This window comes from Paenibacillus ihbetae, assembly GCF_002741055.1.
GTDB classification, from domain to species: Bacteria; Bacillota; Bacilli; order Paenibacillales; family Paenibacillaceae; genus Paenibacillus_AQ; species Paenibacillus_AQ ihbetae.
Map to the genome: position 1 here is coordinate 4,512,279 of NZ_CP016809.1, position 20,656 is coordinate 4,532,934.

Annotated in this window: 22 protein-coding genes; 13 read left to right on the forward strand and 9 right to left on the reverse strand. The window is 53.4% G+C overall.

The genetic code is table 11. The features are described from left to right. Positions 1–42: 42 nt before the first annotated feature. Positions 43–1,437 (forward strand): L-cystine transporter, encoded by a 1,395-nt coding sequence (locus BBD41_RS20240; RefSeq protein WP_099478557.1) that lies wholly within the window; start codon positions 43–45, stop codon positions 1,435–1,437. Positions 1,438–1,570: 133 nt separating this feature from the next. On the opposite strand, the gene BBD41_RS20245 is transcribed toward BBD41_RS20240, so the two are convergent. Then, complete coding sequence (locus BBD41_RS20245; protein ID WP_099478558.1) at positions 1,571–2,659, reverse strand: M24 family metallopeptidase; 1,089 nt, start codon at positions 2,657–2,659, stop codon at positions 1,571–1,573. 163 nt (positions 2,660–2,822) lie between these two features. Between BBD41_RS20245 and BBD41_RS20250 the strand changes: the two genes are divergently transcribed. Continuing rightward, positions 2,823–3,365, forward strand: coding sequence for a DUF2569 domain-containing protein (locus tag BBD41_RS20250; RefSeq protein ID WP_099478559.1), 543 nt, complete (start codon positions 2,823–2,825; stop codon positions 3,363–3,365). Between the two features lie 112 nt (positions 3,366–3,477). Further along, positions 3,478–3,981 carry a GNAT family N-acetyltransferase gene (locus BBD41_RS20255; protein WP_077567895.1) on the forward strand — a complete coding sequence of 168 codons (504 nt, stop codon included), beginning with the start codon at positions 3,478–3,480 and terminating at the stop codon, positions 3,979–3,981. A 164-nt stretch (positions 3,982–4,145) separates the two neighbouring features. Here BBD41_RS20255 and BBD41_RS30565 read toward each other — a convergent pair whose 3' ends face one another. After that, positions 4,146–4,772 carry an aminotransferase-like domain-containing protein gene (locus BBD41_RS30565; protein ID WP_335582722.1) on the reverse strand — a complete coding sequence of 209 codons (627 nt, stop codon included), beginning with the start codon at positions 4,770–4,772 and terminating at the stop codon, positions 4,146–4,148. Beyond that, on the reverse strand, positions 4,741–5,601 hold the full coding sequence (locus BBD41_RS30570) for an aminotransferase-like domain-containing protein (RefSeq protein WP_335582723.1): 861 nt from the start codon (positions 5,599–5,601) through the stop codon (positions 4,741–4,743). Before BBD41_RS30570 ends, BBD41_RS30565 begins: the two co-directional genes overlap by 32 nt. A 110-nt stretch (positions 5,602–5,711) precedes the next feature. On the opposite strand from BBD41_RS30570, the gene BBD41_RS20265 reads away from it, so the two are divergent. Together BBD41_RS20265 and BBD41_RS20270 are read left to right on the forward strand one after the other, a co-directional pair. Continuing rightward, positions 5,712–6,293 (forward strand): GNAT family N-acetyltransferase, encoded by a 582-nt coding sequence (locus BBD41_RS20265; RefSeq protein WP_077567893.1) that lies wholly within the window; start codon positions 5,712–5,714, stop codon positions 6,291–6,293. A 165-nt stretch (positions 6,294–6,458) separates the two neighbouring features. Then, on the forward strand, positions 6,459–6,932 hold the full coding sequence (locus tag BBD41_RS20270; RefSeq protein WP_099478560.1) for a GNAT family N-acetyltransferase: 474 nt from the start codon (positions 6,459–6,461) through the stop codon (positions 6,930–6,932). Between the two features lie 88 nt (positions 6,933–7,020). Here the strand turns inward: BBD41_RS20270 and BBD41_RS20275 are convergent, their stop codons facing one another. Then, the gene (locus BBD41_RS20275; RefSeq protein ID WP_077567892.1) at positions 7,021–7,362 is read right to left on the reverse strand and encodes a hypothetical protein; all 342 of its coding nucleotides are present in this window, start codon (positions 7,360–7,362) and stop codon (positions 7,021–7,023) included. Positions 7,363–7,576: 214 nt separating this feature from the next. On the opposite strand from BBD41_RS20275, the gene BBD41_RS20280 reads away from it, so the two are divergent. The 3 genes from BBD41_RS20280 (at position 7,577) to BBD41_RS20285 (ending at position 10,036) form a co-directional block, all read left to right on the forward strand. Beyond that, positions 7,577–8,500 carry an AEC family transporter gene (locus BBD41_RS20280; protein ID WP_099478561.1) on the forward strand — a complete coding sequence of 308 codons (924 nt, stop codon included), beginning with the start codon at positions 7,577–7,579 and terminating at the stop codon, positions 8,498–8,500. A gap of 115 nt (positions 8,501–8,615) precedes the next feature. Next, on the forward strand, positions 8,616–8,783 hold the full coding sequence (locus BBD41_RS29850) for a hypothetical protein (protein ID WP_007127219.1): 168 nt from the start codon (positions 8,616–8,618) through the stop codon (positions 8,781–8,783). Positions 8,784–9,181: 398 nt separating this feature from the next. After that, on the forward strand, positions 9,182–10,036 hold the full coding sequence (locus BBD41_RS20285; RefSeq protein ID WP_099478562.1) for a VOC family protein: 855 nt from the start codon (positions 9,182–9,184) through the stop codon (positions 10,034–10,036). 92 nt (positions 10,037–10,128) lie between these two features. Here BBD41_RS20285 and BBD41_RS20290 read toward each other — a convergent pair whose 3' ends face one another. Beyond that, entirely contained in the window at positions 10,129–10,644 is a 516-nt protein-coding gene (locus BBD41_RS20290; protein ID WP_077567890.1) for a hypothetical protein, read from the reverse strand. 307 nt (positions 10,645–10,951) lie between these two features. Here BBD41_RS20290 and BBD41_RS20295 point away from each other — a divergent pair, with 307 nt between their 5' ends. Beyond that, positions 10,952–11,584 (forward strand): ArsR/SmtB family transcription factor, encoded by a 633-nt coding sequence (locus BBD41_RS20295; RefSeq protein ID WP_189636070.1) that lies wholly within the window; start codon positions 10,952–10,954, stop codon positions 11,582–11,584. A 7-nt stretch (positions 11,585–11,591) separates the two neighbouring features. Further along, entirely contained in the window at positions 11,592–12,398 is an 807-nt protein-coding gene (locus BBD41_RS20300; protein WP_099480711.1) for an MBL fold metallo-hydrolase, read from the forward strand. Positions 12,399–12,524: 126 nt separating this feature from the next. Here BBD41_RS20300 and speD read toward each other — a convergent pair whose 3' ends face one another. From speD to BBD41_RS20315, 3 genes are all read right to left on the reverse strand, one after another. Next, on the reverse strand, positions 12,525–13,331 hold the full coding sequence (gene speD, locus BBD41_RS20305) for an adenosylmethionine decarboxylase (RefSeq protein ID WP_077567888.1): 807 nt from the start codon (positions 13,329–13,331) through the stop codon (positions 12,525–12,527). A gap of 277 nt (positions 13,332–13,608) precedes the next feature. Beyond that, positions 13,609–14,070: an SRPBCC family protein gene (locus BBD41_RS20310; protein ID WP_099480713.1), complete on the reverse strand. Its 462-nt coding sequence runs from the start codon at positions 14,068–14,070 to the stop codon at positions 13,609–13,611. A 65-nt stretch (positions 14,071–14,135) separates the two neighbouring features. Continuing rightward, positions 14,136–14,921, reverse strand: coding sequence for an AraC family transcriptional regulator (locus BBD41_RS20315; RefSeq protein WP_099478563.1), 786 nt, complete (start codon positions 14,919–14,921; stop codon positions 14,136–14,138). A 364-nt stretch (positions 14,922–15,285) separates the two neighbouring features. Here BBD41_RS20315 and recQ point away from each other — a divergent pair, with 364 nt between their 5' ends. Together recQ and BBD41_RS20325 are read left to right on the forward strand one after the other, a co-directional pair. Beyond that, positions 15,286–17,166, forward strand: a complete 1,881-nt coding sequence (gene recQ, locus BBD41_RS20320) for a DNA helicase RecQ (RefSeq protein ID WP_099478564.1) — start codon at positions 15,286–15,288, stop codon at positions 17,164–17,166. 90 nt (positions 17,167–17,256) lie between these two features. After that, positions 17,257–19,056 carry a B12-binding domain-containing radical SAM protein gene (locus tag BBD41_RS20325; RefSeq protein ID WP_099478565.1) on the forward strand — a complete coding sequence of 600 codons (1,800 nt, stop codon included), beginning with the start codon at positions 17,257–17,259 and terminating at the stop codon, positions 19,054–19,056. A gap of 176 nt (positions 19,057–19,232) precedes the next feature. Here BBD41_RS20325 and BBD41_RS20330 read toward each other — a convergent pair whose 3' ends face one another. Beyond that, the gene (locus BBD41_RS20330) at positions 19,233–20,168 is read right to left on the reverse strand and encodes a LysR family transcriptional regulator (RefSeq protein ID WP_099478566.1); all 936 of its coding nucleotides are present in this window, start codon (positions 20,166–20,168) and stop codon (positions 19,233–19,235) included. A gap of 114 nt (positions 20,169–20,282) precedes the next feature. On the opposite strand from BBD41_RS20330, the gene BBD41_RS20335 reads away from it, so the two are divergent. Continuing rightward, complete coding sequence (locus BBD41_RS20335) at positions 20,283–20,615, forward strand: antibiotic biosynthesis monooxygenase family protein (RefSeq protein ID WP_099478567.1); 333 nt, start codon at positions 20,283–20,285, stop codon at positions 20,613–20,615. Positions 20,616–20,656 lie beyond the last annotated feature (41 nt).

Sequence of the window (20,656 nt, forward strand, 5' to 3'; positions counted from 1 at the left end):
GTACAACTTTAAATCCGAATTAGAGAATGGAGGAAGCAAAGGATGGAAACGCTTTGGGTCGTTATCAATGTCCTTGTTTTATTTCTGCTGGTCGGTGTCTTGTACTGGATGCAGAAAAAGCATTTCTCGTTCACCAAGCGTGTCTTTGCGGGCCTGGGGCTGGGCGTACTGTTCGGCGTCGTTCTGCAGCTCGTTTACACTTCTGACTCCGATATCGTGGCCGATTCAGCGGATTGGTTCAATTTGGTCGGATACGGCTACGTCCGTTTGCTGCAGATGATGGTCATTCCACTGATCATGGTATCGATCATCTCGGCTATCACCAAGCTGAAGGGTGGGCGCAATCTCGGCAAAATGAGCGGGCTTATCATCGCCGTGCTTATGCTGACGACCGCGGTGGCCGCGACCGTCGGGATCACGACCGCGCTGTCCTTCGATCTGTCTGCGGTCAACATTCAGGGCGGAGCGGCAGAGGAGGAGCAGGGCGCGCTGCTGCAGGAGCGGCTTGGAGACATCGAGGATCGTACGCTGCCGCAGCAGATCCTTGATTTCATTCCGAGCAATCCGTTCGAGGATATGACGGGGGCGCGAAGAACGTCCACGATCGCCGTCGTTATATTCTCTGCCTTTGTCGGGATTGCCGTACTCGGTCTGGACCGGAAAAATAAAGAGCAGGCCGATACGTTCCGGGGCATAATCTCCGCGGTCTACGGAGTTGTCATGCGCATCGTGACGCTTGTGCTTCGTCTGACGCCATACGGTATTCTTGCGTTGATGGCCAAGACGATCGCAACGACGAATCTGCAGGTTATTTTGAATCTGATTGATTTTGTGCTAGCTTCCTACGTGGCATTGATCGTCATGTTCATTGTTCATCTAGTGCTGCTCGCCTTGTTCGGCTTCAATCCGTTTACGTATGTGAAAAAGGTATTCCCGACGCTGACCTTTGCGTTCACGTCGCGTTCCAGCGCGGCGACGATCCCGCTTAATGTCCAGACGCAGAGCAAGAAGCTCGGCGTATCGGAGGGGATCTCGAATCTGTCCGCATCGCTCGGGGCCACGATCGGACAGAACGGCTGTGCCGGCATTTATCCTGCCATGCTGGCCGTTATGATCGCGCCGACCGCCGGCGTTGATCCGACCTCATGGTCCTTCATCCTGACCTTGATCGTCGTGGTTATGATCAGCTCGTTCGGTGTCGCCGGCGTCGGCGGCGGGGCGACGTTCGCATCCCTTATCGTTCTGTCCACGATGAACCTGCCCGTAGCGCTGGCCGGACTGCTCATTTCTGTCGAGCCGCTCATCGATATGGGCCGGACGGCACTGAACGTCAACGATTCCATGACGGCAGGCGTCATTACAGGGAAAGTGATGAATGAAGTGGATAAGGATGTATATAACGACAAGAACATTCAGCTTGATATGGTCCAGGAGTAACGCTTGGGCTTCGACAGCCATCCTGGTATCTAAAGTAAAAGAAGAAGGCCCTCCGGCAAGGCGAATCTAATGCCTTGCCGGAGGGCCTTTTTGTCGTATGAATGACAATCCTATAGCCTGCATGCAATCTGGACTAACCGATGACGGTCAGCTCCTTCGGAAACGATGTCAGCACTTCGACGCCGGTCTCGGTGACAAGCACATCGTCCTCGATGCGTACGCCGCCGACATCCTGTACATATACGCCGGGTTCGATGGTAAACACAGCTCCGGCCTGCAGCACATCCTCATTCAGACCATGCACGGACGGGTATTCATGGACATCCATCCCGAGGCCGTGACCGAGGCGATGAACGAAGGCGGGGCCGTAACCCGCATGCTCGATGACGGTTCTTGCCGCCCGGTCGATCGATCCGTACGTAACTCCGGGCTTCACCGCCTGAATGGCGGCTTGATTCGCGGCCAGAACGGTATCGTAAATGCGAACGGCTTCCGGCTTCAAGTCGCCGACAGCAAAGGTACGGGTAATATCCGAGGCATAGCCGCCGGCGTATACGCCGAGATCAAACATGAGCAGATCTCCCGCTTCGATCCGTCTGCTCCCCGGCACGCCGTGAGGAAGCGCGGTGTTTGGCCCTGACAGCACCATCGTCGCGAACGAAGGCGCATCGGCTCCGAGCTTCTTCATCAAATATTCGAGCTCGGCCACAAGCTCCAACTCGCTAACGCCGATGCCCGCCTTTTTCAATCCTTGCCGCAGCACATCCTCCACCAGCTTGACGGCATGCTTGATCAGCGATACTTCCTCCGCCGATTTCCGTACCCGCAGCTCGCGAAGAACGGGTCCGGCATCCTTGAAGGCTGAGGCCTTCACATGCTGCTGAAGCTGCTCGAAGCGGGAGACGGTCAACTGGTCCTTCTCCACAGCCACCGTGCCGGCAGAACCGCGAAGAGCGTGCTGGAGCACAACGTACGGATTATCGGTATCCTGATGCGTTACGATGTGCTTGACGGATGATGCCGCTTCGGCAGCGGCCGCATCCAGGGCGGGGACGATCAGGACCGGCTCGCTCGCTGTGGAGAGGAGCAGGCCGAGAAAACGCTCATGGGGATCGCTGGCAAATCCGGTTAAGTAGTATACGTGCTTCGGATCCGTAATCAGCGCATGATCCCAGCCTTGCGCATTCATGGATTGCAGCAGCGTGTTTAAACGTTCATGCATCAAGTTTCATTCCTTTCATGGTTAGAACGGTGGTACAGCTATTAATGTAAGGGTATACCGTTCGGTTCCCGAAGTAAAGTTTCCCTTTATGAGAGCTGGTCCTTTCTATATAATGTACCATAGTTAAAAAAAATTGTATAATGCTGGAAGGAGTTTCTTATTCATGGATTCAAATCAGGTTCAAGAGAACGGGCATATGCCGCCGCTAGAGCCGGGAAAGCAGAAGGGCTATTTGCTGAAGCCCCCGGTTGAAGGACTTGGAGGCTGGCTGATCCTCGTCCAGATCTCCATCTATTTTTCTTTGATTGCGATTACTGCCCTGCTTATTACAAATGTGCTCCCGATTTATGAGCCCGAGATATGGGATGTGCTCACAGATCCGTCATCTCCTTATTATGACGCCATGCTGGTCCCGCTAATTCTGTTCGAGACGGTAATGAATATTATATTTGTGATTGGCCTCCTGATTGCATTGGTGATGATGTACAACAAGAAAAGGGCATTTCCGAAATTGATGATCGGCTATATTATCGCAAGCCTTTTGTTCGGCATTGTAGATTTCGCCGTTGCCAGCCAAATCGAACTGCTGGCCGAGACCGACGACGGCCAATCCTTAACCCAAATTGTCCGCTCCACGATCTATGCCTGCATCTGGATCCCGTATTTTATCCGTTCCGAGCGGGTGCGCAACACTTTTGTAAATTAATTCCCGGTCAGAAAAATAAGGCGTAATCCCGCTTCCTCCTGTACAATAGACCTCATAACACTCATCGTCATCACAATCTGACAATCATCATTCAACGACTCGGAGGTAGCAAATGACAGCGCATCAGTATCGAATCGAATACGCCGTAATGGAGGATTTGCCGGCTATTGTCGATATTTACAATTCTACGATTCAAAGCCGAAAGGTAACGGCCGATCTGGAGCCGGTGACGGTCGAGAGCCGTATTCGATGGTTCGAAGAGCACAGCGAGGACCACCGTCCGCTGTGGGTTATGCGTCTTGGGAGCGAAATCGTCGCCTGGATGAGCTTTCAATCCTTTTACGGACGCCCCGCCTATAACGGAACTGCCGAAATCAGCATCTACGTGAATGAGAAGTTTCGAGGGATCGGCGCTGGGAGCATCCTGATCGCCAAGGCGCTGGAGGAATGTCCGCGGCTGCGCGTCAGCAATCTGGTCGGATTCGTATTCGGTCACAATGAGCCCTCGCTTAAGCTGCTGCGGAAGTTCGGATTCGAGCAGTGGGGGCTTCTCCCGGGTGTAGCCGAGCTGGATGGGGTTAAGCGGGATCTTGTCATCGTGGGCCGTGCGGTATAACCGGCATCGATATTGGCCGGGCGTTTTAAAGCCTTCTTGCACACGAGCAACGAGGCACTTGCCCGGCGATCCCAGCTGTGTCATCCATACGATACTTTAAAGGCAGGACTGTTCCATGCGAGTCATGGGCAGTCCTTTTTTGTTGCCGTTTATGTTGATGAAGCTCACCACGTTGACAGCCAGCAGGATGCAAGCCGCTTTATTCCTTCATCGATCTCTTCCTCCAAGAGACCGCCGAACCCGACGATGAACGTTCTGAGCTCCGTTGCTGTCAAGCTGCGGGTTTCCTGAAGCCGCGTATAGTCTGCAGCGCTTACGCGGATCCCCGCATGCTCCGCGCGGGTCTGGAGCTCGTGGGCGGAGAGCGGATGCAGGATGGACAGCATGAGATGAAATCCTGCGCCGCACCCGCTAATGACGGCCCGTTCTCCGAAATACCGTTGGATCGAGGCAACCAGGCAATCATGCTTCTTTCTGAGCAGCATTCTCATTTTGCGGAGATGCCTGTCAACATACCCTTCTTTCATAAAGCGTTCGAGGGCCAGCTGCTGCAATCTGGAGGCGGTGCATTCCAGGAACAGGTGGAATTTCAAATGATGGTACGCCGGCAGCAGGACTGCGGGCAGTATCATATAGTGGACCCCGATCGCGGGAGACAGAACCTGCGAGAACCCGCTCATATAGATGACCCGGCCGTCGGACCGGAGACCCTGCAGGCAAGGAATGGGCCGGCCGTAATACCGGAATGCTCCGTCGTAGTCATCCTCGATAATGAACCCTTCGGTTTTCATGAGCCCATTGCAGCAGAGCCAGCCGCCGCGAGATCGGCATGGTGACGCCGGTCGGGAATTGATGCGATGGCGACACGGTTACCAGCCTGACCCCGCTTCCCCGAAGGTCATCTTGGCGGATGCCGTCCTCATGCACGGCCAGCGGGATGACCTGGAAGCCGTTTTGCCTGAACGCTTCGGGATACTGTGGGTAGCCCGGATTTTCAACGCCAACCCGGTCTCCGTATGGGCGAAGCAGGCGGCAGACGATATCCAGCAAAGGATAAGGGTCCGAACCGATAATGACCTGCTCGGGGGTACATTGAACCCCGCGCACGCTTCTTGCGTATGCTGCAATTTCACGTCGAAGGCCCTCTTCTCCCTGGGGGTCGCCGTAAAACAGCATCTCCGCTCCGTTCTCCTCTTGCAGGCACCGGCTGTAGGCTTTCCTCCAGGCTGCGATGGGAAAATGCCGATACTCATTTTTGGACATATGAAAATCAAACGGAAAATGATGATGGCGCTTTAGCTTCGGTCCGCTTGGCGAAGGCGGTGCCGCCGGGATCGGAAAGAGTTCATCCGGCGTGTGCACAAAATACCCGCTCCGGGGTCTGCTGACGATAAACCCTTCGGCGAGCAGCTGTTGATAAGCCATTTCCACCGGCGTCGTGCTGATTCCAAGAAGGTCAGCCAGCTTGCGCACGGAAGGCAGACGGGCTTGATTAGGCCATCGGCCGGCGGTGATCTCCCGTTTCATGTACTGATACGCCTGGACGTACAGCGGAGCGGAGTAGCCCGCAAGAGCGGACGTCATCTCCGTTTGGTGAATCGGAACCTGAATCTGTTTCATGACAAATCTGTCCTTTTTATAGGTTGAAATCTGTATATTCAGCTATGGTCAATTCATTGCTATAGTATAAGGGATCCGAGCAGGAAACAAAACAGGAGGGCAAATTCAATATGAGCATACCATCCGCGTTATGGAACCCTCGGCCGGTACGTTTGCTGGAGGGGGAACGGGTGTATTTGAGACCCGTATCGGCTGAGGATGCCGAAGGATATTATCAAATGCTGTTCAATCCGGAAATCCGGCGGCTGACAGGGACCCGTCAGGCGTTCACGCTTGAGGAGGTCCGCCGGTATATCGAGGCGAAATCCGGGGACCGTACGACCGTGCTGCTTCTGATTGCGCTTCGGGATGACGACACGGTCATCGGCGATATTGCGCTGCAGGACATCGATCAGGTTAACCGGAATGCCAACTTGCGAATTGCGATTGATTCGGAGCGGCACCTCGGCAAGGGCTACGGACCGGAATCGATCAAGCTGCTGCTGGAATATGGCTTCGGCATTCTGAATCTTCACCGGATTGAGCTTCAAGTATTCGATTATAACGAGCGGGCGATCAAGGCCTATGAGAAGGTGGGCTTTAAGCGTGAAGGCGTGCAGCGGGGTGCGCTGTATTATAACCACCGTTACCATGATTCGATCTGGATGAGCATGCTGGAGGAAGAATTTCGAGAGCGGTACGGCGTAGAATGACATGGGGGCGTAAGAGAACGCAGGAAAAGGTAATCGAAATCGGCAGGCATTAAGAACGATAGTGCCGAAATGCAAATCTTCGCCTGATCTCTCCATACCCTTACAGGTGCCGTGTTCGCTAAACTAGGGTTAACCCACGCCATGCGAAGGAAAGGATGAGGGCTCATGGGAGCGGAGATTCAGATCCGTCAGGCTGACGGCAGCGATTTGAACGCTGTAGCGGGTTTGTTTAACCAATACCGCATATTTTACGGCAAGCAGAATGATGCGGCCGGAGCGGCCCGGTTTATCGGGGAACGGCTGACGCTGCAGGATTCCGTCATTTTCGTTGCGGCTGCATGCCGGGAGGGGCGAGAAGCCCTTTGGGAAGCTGCAGGCTTTGTGCAGCTGTATCCGTCTTTCTCTTCCCTTTCGATGTCCCGGTTATGGATATTGAACGATCTCTATGTCGCGAAGGAATTCCGGGGACATGGGATTGGACGAAGGCTGCTTCACCAAGCCAAGGAGCACGCTGCGCGATCAGGGGCTTCAGGCATTACGCTGTCGACCCACCCTGATAACCTGGCTGCCCGCCGACTTTACGAATCGGCGGGGTACGTGCTGGACAGCGAGTTTCTATACTACAACCTCTCGCTGTAGCGTACAGGCAGGCAAGGTGCTCATTCGGGCAAGAAACGACGGCGGTGTCCTGAATCATGGACGCCGCCGTTTTTTAGTACGCCTGCAATTATTGATAAATCGATCGTATTTTCCGGTAAACTTCGATACGCGCGATCTTCAGCTCCCACATCTGGTCGAGCAGTTTGCGCTGCTTGCTCTCATCCCGGGTTGCCTTCAATTCCGCATACAGCTCATGCATCTTGCGGTTGATTTGGTCGATGCATTGCCAGAGCTCCTGTTCGGAATATTCCTTCTTCTCCGAGCAGATTTCCGGCTGCTCCTGCATCTGCTTCAGCGTACTGATAATTTCGGCTTGCCAATGCTCATCACCCAAGCGAATTGCCAGATTCAGAAGATCGAGGTAGTCATCGAGGGATAATGAGGCGTCCTTCATATTATGATGATGCATGTTGAACGTCCCCCTTAATGTAGTGTACGCCTTGCGTTTTACCAAGTATTATACTAGGAATTGTGGCGATTTCAAGCGCCAATCCAAAAAGCCCAGGGAAAGAGAATGTATAACCCTTGCCTATTAGATCTATAGCCATTGGGTCTTGGACGGGAGCTTCAGGATGGAGTAGGATGGAGGGAACAGCGACAGTTTTTGGATAAGGGTGAGCTTTGTGATTTCTTCTTTCTTAACTACATTGGTCGGCGTGTTCCTGCCGATCTCTTTGCCCGTTATCGGCGGCGCGCTGCTGAAACGGTTCAAGGGACTTGAGACGAAGGCCCTCTCGGCCCTGTCTCTCTATGTCATGAGTCCTGCGCTCATCTTCGAAACCTTGGCGAATGCCTCCATAACCTCTGGCGAAGTGAATGTCACGATCATTTTCTGTCTTTTGAATGTAATCGTACTGTGGCTTCTCAGCTCGTTAGCCGGAAGAATGCTCGGTCTGCCCCAGACGGAACGGTCCGGGCTTGCCCTGACTACGATTTTTACCAACAGCGTAAATTACGGTCTGCCGCTCGTTCTTCTCGCTTTCGGACAGGCAGGTCTAGATAAAGCCTCCGTCTACGTCATCGTACAGATTATTATCATGAATACGCTAGGCGTCTATTTGGCGGCGAGATCCCATTTCTCGGCAGCCAAGGCCGTAAAATCCGTTTTTACGCTCCCCTCGGTTTATGCTGCGATGCTGGCAGTGCTCATGCGGGTGACCGGATTCGAGCTTCCTCAAGGACTGGATACGGGCATTTCGATGCTGTCAGCCGCTTATGCGCCGCTGGCGCTGGTGATCCTGGGGGCGCAGATGGTCGGCGTGCGCGACAGCGATGCAGCCCTTTCGGTATCAAGGATCGGATTCTGGTCCGGCATGGGCATGCGGATGCTCGTCGCTCCGCTGGTGGCGTGGGGACTGCTGGCTGCTTTGTCGATCAAGGGGACGCTGTTCGCCGTCATCCTCATCCTGTCGGCTATGCCCGCAGCGGTGAATGCCGTCATCCTGGCGGAGGAGTATGATGCCGCGCCAAAGCTCGTATCGCGCTGCATCCTATGGACCACCCTGGCTTCGTTCATCTTGCTGCCGCTATTGATCGGGATTCTGTAGACGCTTAAAGAGGCCTTTATCCACCTGGTTCAAGCCGTTCACCCGCGTGTAATGAGTAGTAAGATTCGAGAGCATTCCAACATCTTACGCATGCGTAGAACGGATGGAGGTGGAGATGATGAGCAGGCGCGTTGATCGCGATGTAGAAATCGAAACCCGTAACGTGGAGGAGCGGAATGACTCCAGCAGGGTAGCGTCTACGTTAATCAAGTATGTGGCATATCTGATTATCTTTTTTGGATTTTTGTACTTCCTGATTAAATATGTATTCCCGATGTTCTAAACGCCAGGATTCACGAAGGAGCCTTCTCTTAGCGTAATTGCTGAGGAGGCTTCTTTTGTCATAGACAGGCATTGTTAAGCGCTAACTTAGGAGGCATAATGTCCGGTCATCGATAGGGTGGCATACGTTGCGGCATGTAGCCTGATCCGGAGCTCGCTGGATGGTTATGGTCAATAAGGAGCCAGATGTTCGGGTACCGGATGGATTGACTTTATAAAATTTAGTAACTATAATAATTACATAATTATAAATTTCGTTATTATTTCGCAAAAAGGGCACGCTGTAACCGATGAGGTTCCATTCTGCCTGAAGCTTTCGCTTGAAAGGTTTGGCAATAGCTTGTTTTAACACGGAGCGCGTTCTCCATTTAAAATATTTGAAGAGTCAGGAGTGAGGGAATGTCGGCTATTTTGCATCCAGCGACGAGACTGGGCGCCGTCTCGCTGCGCATTAGCGATTTGGGGCAATCGGTTCGTTTTTATACGGAAGTGGTAGGTTTGAGAATGCTGCGACAGCACGGCAGAGTTGCCGAGCTTACGGCAGGCGGAAGAGAGACGCTGTTAACGCTTGAGGAAATTGAAGGCTTCGAGGAGTCCAGGGCACGTACAGCCGGATTGTATCATTTCGCCATTCTGGTACCGGACCGGGCGAGTCTGGGGCTTGCGCTGCGGAACTTGCTCGCTCATCATATCTCGGTCGGTCAAGGGGACCATCTGGTAAGCGAAGCCCTCTACATTAACGATCCGGACGGCAACGGCATCGAGATTTACGCCGATCGGCCTCGTGAAACCTGGAAGCGGGATGCTCAAGGGGAATACATTATGACAACCGATCCGGTTGATATCGATGGATTGCTTGCTCTGTCCGCGGATAAGGAATGGAACGGACTTCCCGAGGACACCGTCATCGGACATGTGCATTTCCATGTATCGGATCTTCGCCAAGCCCGTGCGTTCTATTGCGATACGCTTGGGTTTGAACTGACCGCCCATTACGGCGGAGCCGCCCTGTTTATTTCCGCGGGGGGATATCACCATCATATCGGGTTAAACACATGGGCCGGTACCGGCATCCCGAATACGCCGCCGCATGCAGCCGGTATCGAAAGCTTTACCATCGTGCTTCCAAGCGAGGAGGAGCTTCAAGCCGTAACCGGACGAATCCGCGAGGCAGGCCTCGCCACTGTACAACGGGAGGGCGCTTGGTTCGTTCAGGACCCTTCGGATATATGGATCCGGCTGCTGGCCGCATAAATATAAAGCCTGACGGATACGATCATCCGTCAGGCTTTATTTGCTTGGGAGACAAGAACGAGTCTCGCCTCCTTCTCACAATTTAATAACACTTAGGTTCGGTTCAACTGTTCCAGCGTCTGGAGCATATGATCCGCCAAATTCGGAAGGTCCTCCATCTGCTCCTCGTTAATGGTGCGCGGGAAACGTACCTCGGTCATGATGCGGTATCCGCGTGCTTCTTCTCCAACGATGTATGTCACGGTCTGCACCGGGGGAATCTCGGGTTCCCATATGGCGGCGACGATTCGGGAAATAGCTGCGCATTCTTCTTCAATGCTCTTCACGTTTTTATAAAAGCGGACATTCAGCTTGCAGCCAGGCTGCTTTCCCGGCGTTTCCAATATTTCGGCCGCGAGCTCTTGAAGTCCGGCATCAAGGCGAATTTCCGCAGCTGCCTCCTCCAGCCCCCTTAGCTCAAACCTCAGGCTGAAGCTCCTCGACATGACGGCCATGTCCAGCAGATCCTCCCGTCCGGTAACGAGGATGAGCTCGTCCAGATTGTCCAAGTCGTAGACTACGTTCTCAATGCCTACTTTTAAATTTTCAAATACAGTCGGGTCAAACATCGTGCACATCCTTTTTGCGATTCATTGAACATCCTTCCGTTGTGGTTAATATACCATACTTCATTATGCAATCGAAAATTCGGTGCGCGATAGATAAGGCGGACGACATCGGCTTTAAGATCTTTTCTGTTCGGCCGGCAGTTCCATGGCGATTTGAAGGATTCGAGAGGACTGAAAGCGACTTGTAGATTTAAGTGATGGCCTTGATTCAGTGACTGGAAGTATTGACCAGGGAGAGAAAACCGGATATGATCTATCCATAACAGTAAAAATAATTTTACCGATAAAAAAATACGGAGGTGACTAAATGGATATTACGGGGGTTTACAAAATTTCAACGCATGAGCAGCTTAAAGCGATTGCCGACCCGTTGCGGACGAAAATGCTGATGAATCTTGTGAAGAAGGAATATACCGGCCAGCAGCTGGCGGAAATGCTGGGGATTACACGGAATAATATATATTTTCATCTTAGGGAGCTGGAGAAGCACGGCGTTATCCGGATTGTCCGGAAAGAGGAGAAGAACGGCATCGTTCAGAAATATTACCGGGCTGCAGCAAGCCGGTTTATTCCCGAGGAGCATCTGCTGCCCAGCCTGGATTTGGTCGAAACCTCAAGGCAGGTATTCCTGGAGACGCTCGATGCTGCGCGATCCCAAGTCGAGCATGCGCCAGCATCCTCCTTTGCCCTGGATCACACCCATGAGAGCAAACGAAAGAACATTGCCTCGACCTACAGCTTCTATGCCACGGAGGAGAGCTTCCACGCGTTTATTGAAGAATTTAAGCAGCTGATGCACAAGCATTTCTCCATGCGGAATACGGAAGCAAGCGAGGCTTCGCGATCGGAAGATGAGAAAAGCTACCGCATGTCCTTGATCGCGTTTCCTGATGGAGCCGAGGGGACGGACAGTCAAGAAGAGAAGCAGGATGGAGGATAGTATGCATATGAAAAACAAACACCATAACATTGTCATCGACGACGCCTGGTTTACGGTTTCCGAGCTGGACGAGGCGACTTATGCAATCAGTGAATTCGGCCATTGGGAAAAGGTCCACTCCTACTTGCTGCTGGGCAGTGAACGGGCAGCGCTTATCGATACGGGACTCGGCATCGATAATATGAGAAGGATGACCGATCAGCTGACCGACCTTCCCATTATGGTGCTGACGACTCACGTTCACGCCGACCACATCGGAAGCCACGGCCAGTACGATGAAATTTACGTGCATGAGGCCGAGGAGGACTGGCTTGTCAGCGGAATCAAAAAGCTGTCGATAGAACAGATCCGGAAGGATATTTCGCGTGACATTACGCGACCGGTACCGCCATCATTTAATCCGGCAACGTACACCCCGTACCAGGGGCGCCCTGCCGGCCTGCTGCGTGACGGGGACGTGATTGAGCTGGGGAATCGAAGGCTGGTGATCTACCACACCCCGGGCCATTCTCCCGGACATATCGCTGTTCTCGATACGAGCAGGGGGTATCTGTTCACCGGGGATCTGCTGTATGACGAAACCCCCGTCTACGCGTTTTATCCGACGACAAGTCCGGAGGATCTCGTCCGCTCGTTGGAGCGGATTGCCGCCATCGAAGGCGTGACCCAAATTTACGGGGGGCATAACCGGATCGGGCTGCCTCCGGAGCTGCTGAGGGTTGTACGGGAGGCCGCCAGGGAGCTTAGGGAGAAGGATCTGATCCGTTTCGGGACAGGCATTCACCGCTTTGATGGATTTTCAGTACAATTCTAACGGATAAGGTTGGCAGCCAGATCAGCATGTCTGGCCGGGGCCAATCGCCTGGTCAATGCAGCGCAAAAAGCCTCCGGCAGATATCGGTTCATCCTGCCGGAGGCTTTTTTAGGTGAAGAGAGGTTCTCAATCCATGTTTTTGCCGTAGTAAATTTCGTTCATTTCCAGCGTCAACCGCTCGGTAATTTCCTGTTGCTCTTGAGGGGACAGCTTGTCTTTCGTGTATCCGAACAAGTAGTTATCCAGGTCGAATTGTTTGAGCTTGCACTTGGTGTGGAACAGGTTCTCCTGATAGACGTTAACGTCGATCATGTCGAACATTTCCTTGACCTCGTCAGGAATATAGTTCTGGATGGAGCTGATCTCATGGTCGATAAACAGCTTGTGACCGTGAATATCGCGCGTGAAGCCCCGGATTTTGTAGTCGATGGTCATGATATCCGTATCGAAGGAGTGAATTAAATAATTCAGCGCTTTCAGCGGCGATATTTCGCCGCAGGTGGATACGTCGATATCGGCGCGGAAGGTGCTGATGCCTTCGTCCGGGTGGAATTCCGGGTACGTATGCACGGTAATATGACTTTTATCAAGCTGGAGCATCACATTGTCCGGCAGCGGACCCGGTGATTCATCATATGATTCCTCAGGGACCTCGACGACCGGTCCTTCCGATACAAGGACGGTTACGCTGGCCCCCTGCGGAACATAATCCTGCTTGGCGATATTCAGGACATGCGCCCCGATGATATCGGCGACATGACTTAGAATTTTTGTCAGCCGGTCGGCATTGTACTGCTCGTCAATGTATTCAAGGTAAGCCTCCCGCTCTTCCCTTGTTTTGGTATAGCACACATCGTACATATTGAAGCTTAGAGATTTGGTCAGGTTGTTGAAGCCGTGTAAGGTGACGCGCTGTTCCGGTGTAATATCCATATGAAATTTCCCCTTGTGATTGATATATCAGGTTCGAGTTATTCTTTCCCATAATGATGATTCCTAGTCGACTGGGAAATGGGCAGCCGAATTATTATTATGTTCTTTACCCGAATCGGGACACCGAATAACAAGAGAATCCCCGTCAATACGTAAAGAAGGGTCCCTTGCGAGCGCAAAGAACCCTTCTATGGCAGGGGCGTTAAGCAACGCGTGAAACAATCTTTCGTTGTACTACGGGAAATCGTGATCTCCCCAAAATATTCGCGCTTGATGCTTATTGGCAGCAGAGAACGCCCTGGCCCGATTCCATGCGGGATTTCAGGCTTGCGAGCATATCCTCCCATGCTTTGACATGCCACGACCTCGCAGCTTGCCAGTCGGCAGAGTCCTTCCAGCCATGATGCTTCAGCGTAACCCGGGTCCCTTCAGGCTCCGGCGCGAGGATGACCTCAACCCAGGTAAGCTCGCCACTGCGGTTCATCGTGTCCGCGAACGGATCGGGTCCTTTCCATTCAAAAGCGAGCACATGCGGCTCCTCGTACTTCAGAATGGTGCACCCGGCTGTGCTCATGCTGCGTTTATCCGCGGGGTTGAAGTACAGCTCGAATTTCCCTCCCTCCCTGGCTTCAATATCTGCAGCTGGTGCGAACCATTCCGTAATGCGCGCAGTTTCCGTCCACGCGCGCCATACAAGCGCGATGTCTGCCTGGATCTGTGTTTCTTGTGTGATAATCATATCTTTCTCCTCCATTAATCCATTCCTTTTCCCATTATAACGGGGAAAATCGGCCCGAAATTCTTCTACTTTGCTGAGTTGCCCCGTTCCTTTTCAAACAGCAGCAGCGGCAGATTCACGACGATGGGCGGATCGTACGGCTGCGGCTCCCTGAGCGTGATGACAACGCTGATATCCGTCGTTTCATTGACGTGAACAGGCTCGTCCAGCTTGCCCCGCAGCGAATGGTTGAGCAGATAATAGTCTTTCGGGTTCAGGCTCCACGGAATGCCGGCGGCCAGAACGTAATATGTGCCTGGAGGCATCCCCGTGATGACGCAGGTTCTCCTCTTCAGGTTGACGGCGGTGCCGGCGGCGGGTCTTTGATCGGGTACAGGTCGTGGGAAGAGCCCGACGTAGATAATGCCGTGAAAACCGGAAGGGGCCTCGATCCGGCAATGAACCCGCGGCAGTTGGCCCGAACGTTCTTCTGTGAAGCTTAGCGGCTTATGCCTATATTGGTTGACATACTGGTGAAGGGACTCGGAGACGGACCGGAATTTGCGCGGAGATAGTCCGACGAACTGCTTGAACCGCGAATTGAAGGTGCCCGGGCTTGTAAGTCCGACGTGCATCCCGATCTTGACCAGCAGGGAGGGGGCTTTCAGCAGCTCCGATTTCCCCGATTCCACCCGGAGGGCGGATAGATATTGCCTTACCGAAATCCCCGTGGTTTTTTTGAATATCCTTGAAAAATGAAACGGGCTGTACCCGGCCTGATCTGCCAGCCGCTTTGTGGTCAAGGGCTCGTCCAGATGCTCCTTCATATATTGGATCGCCTTGGCAATGATTTCGCCATGCTCTTCATTCATTTTTGAACAATCACCAACTTTGGATAAATATCGATCCGTCAGGCCCGTTATGTCAGGCCCGCTGTCATGCCTTCTGATTGATTTACTTCTTTACGCACCAAGCTTTTTCCTGCCTGATCCGGTTGCCCATTCATTGAAACACCGTTAAACTTAAAGGATGGTAGATTTGTTAACGATCGGCAGCCGCTCGAATATGTGCTCGTAAGAAGACGCGATCATGCGGCTTCACGTTGCACAGTGTGCACCTTTACCTGTGTGCACCATGGGTGGTCCGGGGCAAGCCTGATGGCAGCCGGTCCGGCTCTTTCGAGGGGCAGAACGAATTTTTAGTTGCAAAGTCAAGTGATATAAGGAGTTTTTATCCATGAATGTGGAAACGAATGATAGAGAATCCATGAATATGGAGGCCGCGCGGGAATACCTGCAGCGATATTACGGTTATCCGGATTTTCGGGAAGGCCAGAAGAAGATCGTGGACAGCCTGCTGCACGGAAGGGACACGCTCGGCATTATGCCGACTGGCGGCGGGAAATCCATCTGCTACCAAATTCCTGCGCTCATGCATCCGGGGCTGACGCTTGTCATATCCCCCCTAATATCCTTGATGAAGGACCAGGTGGATGCATTGACGACGGCGGGCATCAACGCCGCTTACATCAACAGCACGCTCAGCGGCAAAGAGGTGAACGAGCGCATACGCGCGGCCAAGCGTGGGGATTTGAAGCTGCTGTACGTTGCCCCGGAGCGGCTTGAGCTGGATTGGTTCCGGGAGGAAATGGCCGGCCTGGATATCTCCATCGTCGCCGTAGACGAGGCGCACTGTGTGTCTCAGTGGGGGCATGACTTCCGGACAAGCTATCTTTCGGTCGCGCCTTTTGTCGCGGAGCTGCCCGGAAGGCCGATTGTTGCGGCATTCACGGCAACGGCCACCCCCGAGGTCATGGAGGATATGCAGCGTCTTCTCCGCCTTGATGACCCGCAGGTATTCGTTACGGGGCTGGGCCGCGACAATCTGGAAATGTCGGTGCTGCGCGGGGAGAACAAGCGGGAGTTCGTTCTGAATTACGCGGCTTCGCACGCCCACCAATCGGGCATCATCTACGCTGCCACCCGCAAAGAGGTCGATGATCTGTGTCAACGGCTGCAGGCCCATGGATTGCCCGCAGGCCGGTATCATGCCGGGATGAGCGATGCCGAGCGGGCCGAGAGCCAGGAAGCGTTCCTCTATGACGATATTCGGGTGATCGTCGCCACGAATGCGTTCGGCATGGGGATCGACAAATCGAATGTGCGTTACGTCATCCATTACAATATGCCGAAAAATATGGAGTCCTACGTGCAGGAGGCGGGCCGTGCGGGAAGGGACGGCGAGCCGAGCCAGTGCATCCTGCTGTTCAGCGCGCAGGACATCATGACCCAGAAGTTTCTGATCGAACAGAACCCGCAGGATTCGGAGCGCAAGCATAACGAATACCGCAAGCTTCAGCAAATGATCGATTATTGCTATACGACGCGCTGCCTGCGCAGCGCAATGCTGGATTATTTCGGGGAGGAGCATGACGACAAGCCCTGCGGCACGTGCAGCTCCTGCACGGACGACCGGGAGCTGATCGATATTACCGTGGATGCGCAGAAGATTTTCTCCTGCATTCACCGGATGCGCGAGCGGTTTGGCGTGTCCATGGTGGCAGCGGTCTTGAAGGGCTCGCGCGCCAAAAAAGTTCTGGAATACGGCTTTGACCGCCTACCCACTTATGGCGTCATGTCGAACCGAACCGAGAAGGAAATATCCGAGACGATCAATGTGCTTATCTCGGAGGGCTATTTGGCCTTGACAGAGGGGCAATATCCGGTCGTGAAGCTGCAGAGCGGGGCCGCGGAAGTGCTGAAGGGCCAGCGCGAGGTCATGCAGCGCGTGCCGAGGCCTGCGCGCACCGCTGGCGGAACGCGCAGCGCCAGCCGCCGCGATTCATCGCCGTCGGCGGTCAACGAGACGGTGTTCGAGCAGCTTCGCCTCATCCGGCGAGAGCTGGCGAGCAAGGAGCATGTGCCTTCGTACATCATTTTCAATGATGCAACGCTGCGCGAAATGAGCGTGGTCTGCCCGCAGACCGAGGACGAAATGCTGCAAGTCAAAGGTGTAGGGGAAGTGAAGTTCCGCAAGTATGGGCGGCCGTTTCTGGAGTTTTTCCAGAATGGCCCGGGGGTTACGGCGGAGAGCGATGACTTGTATGATTATGAGTGAGGGGCAATGGCTGACCTTGCGATGAATAGGCATTGGCCTAACGGATCGCTAAGCTGCATGTACGGAATTTGAAGAGAAGGATCGTGAATCATGAAAGTCATTTTATCTACCTTGAACGCAAAATATATACACACCTCTCTTGCCATACGCTGCTTGAAGGCTTACAGCGAGAAGGATTTTGATATCGAACTGGCGGAATACACCATCAAGGACCCGGTCATGAACATCGTCTCCGACCTGTTTCAGCGCAAACCGGACGTGATCGGATTTTCCTGCTATATCTGGAACATCGAAGAGACCGTCAAAGTGATTGATATTATCAAGAAGATCATGCCTGAGGTTACGATTGTTCTCGGCGGGCCGGAGGTTTCCTACGATACGGATTATTGGATGAAGCGGCTTGTTAACGTCGATTTTATCGTCATGGGCGAAGGGGAGGAGACGTTTCACCATTTGCTTCAGACGATCGAAGGGGACCGCAAATTCCATTTTGTGTACGGCATCGCTTACCGCAAGCAGGATGAGGTCATCATCAATCCGGGCAGGCCGAAGAGCATACTGGCCGAGCTGCCTTCGCCGCACCGCTTTCCGGAGGACATCCCGCATCTCGGCAAGCGCGTGGTGTATTTTGAGACGAGCCGCGGCTGCCCTTTCAGCTGCCAGTTCTGTCTTTCGAGCATCGAGGTCGGCGTGCGTTATTATGATATTGAGCGGACGAAGGCCGACATCCTGTATCTGATCGAGAACGGCGCGAAGCTTATCAAGTTCGTGGACCGGACCTTTAACATTAAGCGGGATTATGCGCTGGAAATGTTCGAGTTTCTCATCAAGAACCACGGCGGCTGCGTGTTCCAGTTCGAGATTACGGCCGATATTATGAGGCCGGAGGTGCTCGACTACTTGTCGAAGAATGCGCCGCCAGGCATATTCCGCTTCGAGATCGGCGTTCAATCCACGAACGATCCGACGAACGAGCTGGTGAAGCGGCGGCAGAACTTTGCGAAGCTGTCCCGGACGGTAACGATGATCAAGGAGAGCGGCAAGATCGACCAGCACCTGGATCTGATTGCAGGTCTGCCGCTGGAGGACTATGCTACCTTCCGCAAAACGTTTAATGACGTGTTCGCCTTGGGGCCGGAGGAGCTGCAGCTGGGCTTTTTGAAAATGCTTCGAGGGACGGGACTCCGCATCGATGCCGAGAAATATAACTACACGTACATGGATCATGCGCCTTACGAAATATTGAGCAGCGATGTGCTGCCCTTCTCGGATATCGTACGGTTGAAGCGTCTGGAGGATGTGCTGGAGAAGTACTGGAATGCACACCGGATGGATCATACGGTCAACTACTTAATCCGGCACGAATTTGCGTCGCCATTTGATTTCTTCCAGGAGTTCGGTGACTACTGGGAGGGGCGGGGCTGGCAAAAAATCGGCCACCAGCTCGAGGACCTGTTTACCCGGTTGACGGCTTTTTTGGAAGACCGCCAAACGCCGAACATGGATATCATTACAGGGCTGATGAAATTCGATTATTTCCTGGGCCATAAGTATAAGCCGCGTAAAATTTGGTGGGAGCACACGCAAAACAAAGCGGAGTGGTCGGCCAACGTACGGCGGATCCTGGAGCAGCCGAAGGCGCTGTCTGACGGCTTCGCCGGGCTCGGCATCACGGAGAGAGAGCTGCAGAAGCATGCGATGATCGAGCTGCTGCCGTTCGACCTGCACGAGGTTATCCATGGCGGCAGTAACGGAATCCCGGTTGACAACCCGGAGCAAGGACGTGCAGCTACGCTGCTGCTCGTGCTGTACCAGCAGGATGATCGCGGCCAGCCGCGCTATTTCACGATGCCGCTGGCCGGGTCGACCGCGGGAATTTCAAACCATTGATAGGGGTACCATGCTCCATATCAATGGATCGAGAGCGATCATGATCGCCTGCGGTTAATAAATAAAAAAGCGAGCGTTCCGGTGCGAGAGCATCGGAACGCTTTTTGTGTATAGAGAAGGACTCGTTCGAGCGGTTAATATCATCGCACGACTTGTCCTTGATTGCCGGATCCGTTTCATTCGTTAACCTGCTTAGCCTGCATCACAGCGCACGGATTTTTTGATTTATAGCTAAGACGCTGATGCGTCCCCATCATCTCCATAATACAAGCTATCGCCTTGGCCGCTGCCGGGGAGCATTTCTTAAAAGAAACCGCGGCCAGCGCGATCGACCTCGAAGCTTTCGGGGCCAACGGCCGGGCTGCCAGACCTGCATGAGCGGAGGCAAGAATCGTCTCCGGCAGGATGCTGACGCCGAGTCCGCTGCGCACCATCGCCATGATGGCGTGATCGTCCTCAAGCTCGAACCGGGTGCGGGGCACCGCGCGTTGTCCGTCAAACCAAGCTCTCACATCCGTATCGCATCCCTTAGCGGGCATAATAAACGGTTCGTCCGCAATATCCTGCAGCGAGATCTCGGATTTCATGGCGTGTTCGTGGCCAGCCGGCAGTACGCACATCATCTGATCCCGGATGAGCATTGCAGTTTCCAGGCCATGGGAAGAAGGCATATTCACGAATCCAAAATCTGCAGTCCCATCCGCGATCCATCGCTCGATATCGTGATAATGCCCGTCGAGCAGCCTGATCTCGATTAACGGGTATTTCTCTTGAAAACGGTGAAGAATATCCGGCAGCCAATGAATGGATATGCTCGTAAACGTGCCGATCGTGACCGTACCGCTAATCAGTCCCTTGATTTGATCCGCTTCCTGCATCATTTTTTTCTGTAGATGAAGCATTTCCTTCATATATCCCCACAACCGTTCTCCGTCATGGGACAGCCGTACGCCTGACCGGCCCCGGACAAGGAGCTGAATGCCCATTTCCTGCTCCAGGCTGAGGATGGCACGGCTCACCGCCGACTGGGTTAAGTTTAGCTGCTCCGCCGCTTTGGTCAGATTTCCGGTCTCGACCACTTTACCGAGAATTTCGTATTTCGCTAAGGTCATGTTAAGCACTCCTGCCATGAGAAATAATCATTAATACCATTTTAAACATTCATTTTATTTATTGTAAGAGGCTCGATATAATGCAAGTAGAAAATCGCAAAAAGGGGGAGCAAAATGGGAGCTATTGCAAAGACGCCGGCACCGCCGTACTATGCGGTCATTTTCACTTCAGAAATGTCCGAAGGCGAGAATAGAGGGTATGAGAAGATGGGAGATAAGATGGTCGAGCTGGCTTCGAAGCAGCCGGGTTTTCTTGGCGTCGAAAGCGTTCGGGGAGCCGACGGCGTCGGAATTACCGTCTCCTATTGGGATTCGCTCGAAGCGATCAAGGCCTGGAAGGAGAATGCCCTGCACAAGACGGCGCAAGAGAAAGGAAAGAGCGAGTGGTATGCCCGGTTCGGGCTGCGGGTGAGTAGGGTCGAGAGGGACGACTACATGAATATTTGAGCGTAAAAAGCCGAAGCAGGAGCTGCCAGCACACGCCTATT

What these genes read in the sequence shown, in the direction of transcription:
- BBD41_RS20240 (WP_099478557.1), top strand. Translation starts at nt 43, where the DNA reads ATGGAAACGCTTTGGGTCGTTATCAATGTCCTTGTTTTATTTCTGCTG.
- BBD41_RS20245 (WP_099478558.1), bottom strand. Translation starts at nt 2,659, where the DNA reads ATGCATGAACGTTTAAACACGCTGCTGCAATCCATGAATGCGCAAGGC.
- BBD41_RS20250 (WP_099478559.1), top strand. Translation starts at nt 2,823, where the DNA reads ATGGATTCAAATCAGGTTCAAGAGAACGGGCATATGCCGCCGCTAGAG.
- BBD41_RS20255 (WP_077567895.1), top strand. Translation starts at nt 3,478, where the DNA reads ATGACAGCGCATCAGTATCGAATCGAATACGCCGTAATGGAGGATTTG.
- BBD41_RS30565 (WP_335582722.1), bottom strand. Translation starts at nt 4,772, where the DNA reads ATGAAAACCGAAGGGTTCATTATCGAGGATGACTACGACGGAGCATTC.
- BBD41_RS30570 (WP_335582723.1), bottom strand. Translation starts at nt 5,601, where the DNA reads ATGAAACAGATTCAGGTTCCGATTCACCAAACGGAGATGACGTCCGCT.
- BBD41_RS20265 (WP_077567893.1), top strand. Translation starts at nt 5,712, where the DNA reads ATGAGCATACCATCCGCGTTATGGAACCCTCGGCCGGTACGTTTGCTG.
- BBD41_RS20270 (WP_099478560.1), top strand. Translation starts at nt 6,459, where the DNA reads ATGGGAGCGGAGATTCAGATCCGTCAGGCTGACGGCAGCGATTTGAAC.
- BBD41_RS20275 (WP_077567892.1), bottom strand. Translation starts at nt 7,362, where the DNA reads ATGCATCATCATAATATGAAGGACGCCTCATTATCCCTCGATGACTAC.
- BBD41_RS29850 (WP_007127219.1), top strand. Translation starts at nt 8,616, where the DNA reads ATGATGAGCAGGCGCGTTGATCGCGATGTAGAAATCGAAACCCGTAAC.
- BBD41_RS20285 (WP_099478562.1), top strand. Translation starts at nt 9,182, where the DNA reads ATGTCGGCTATTTTGCATCCAGCGACGAGACTGGGCGCCGTCTCGCTG.
- BBD41_RS20290 (WP_077567890.1), bottom strand. Translation starts at nt 10,644, where the DNA reads ATGTTTGACCCGACTGTATTTGAAAATTTAAAAGTAGGCATTGAGAAC.
- BBD41_RS20295 (WP_189636070.1), top strand. Translation starts at nt 10,952, where the DNA reads ATGGATATTACGGGGGTTTACAAAATTTCAACGCATGAGCAGCTTAAA.
- BBD41_RS20300 (WP_099480711.1), top strand. Translation starts at nt 11,592, where the DNA reads ATGAAAAACAAACACCATAACATTGTCATCGACGACGCCTGGTTTACG.
- speD (WP_077567888.1), bottom strand. Translation starts at nt 13,331, where the DNA reads ATGGATATTACACCGGAACAGCGCGTCACCTTACACGGCTTCAACAAC.
- BBD41_RS20310 (WP_099480713.1), bottom strand. Translation starts at nt 14,070, where the DNA reads ATGATTATCACACAAGAAACACAGATCCAGGCAGACATCGCGCTTGTA.
- BBD41_RS20315 (WP_099478563.1), bottom strand. Translation starts at nt 14,921, where the DNA reads ATGAATGAAGAGCATGGCGAAATCATTGCCAAGGCGATCCAATATATG.
- recQ (WP_099478564.1), top strand. Translation starts at nt 15,286, where the DNA reads ATGAATGTGGAAACGAATGATAGAGAATCCATGAATATGGAGGCCGCG.
- BBD41_RS20325 (WP_099478565.1), top strand. Translation starts at nt 17,257, where the DNA reads ATGAAAGTCATTTTATCTACCTTGAACGCAAAATATATACACACCTCT.
- BBD41_RS20330 (WP_099478566.1), bottom strand. Translation starts at nt 20,168, where the DNA reads ATGACCTTAGCGAAATACGAAATTCTCGGTAAAGTGGTCGAGACCGGA.
- BBD41_RS20335 (WP_099478567.1), top strand. Translation starts at nt 20,283, where the DNA reads ATGGGAGCTATTGCAAAGACGCCGGCACCGCCGTACTATGCGGTCATT.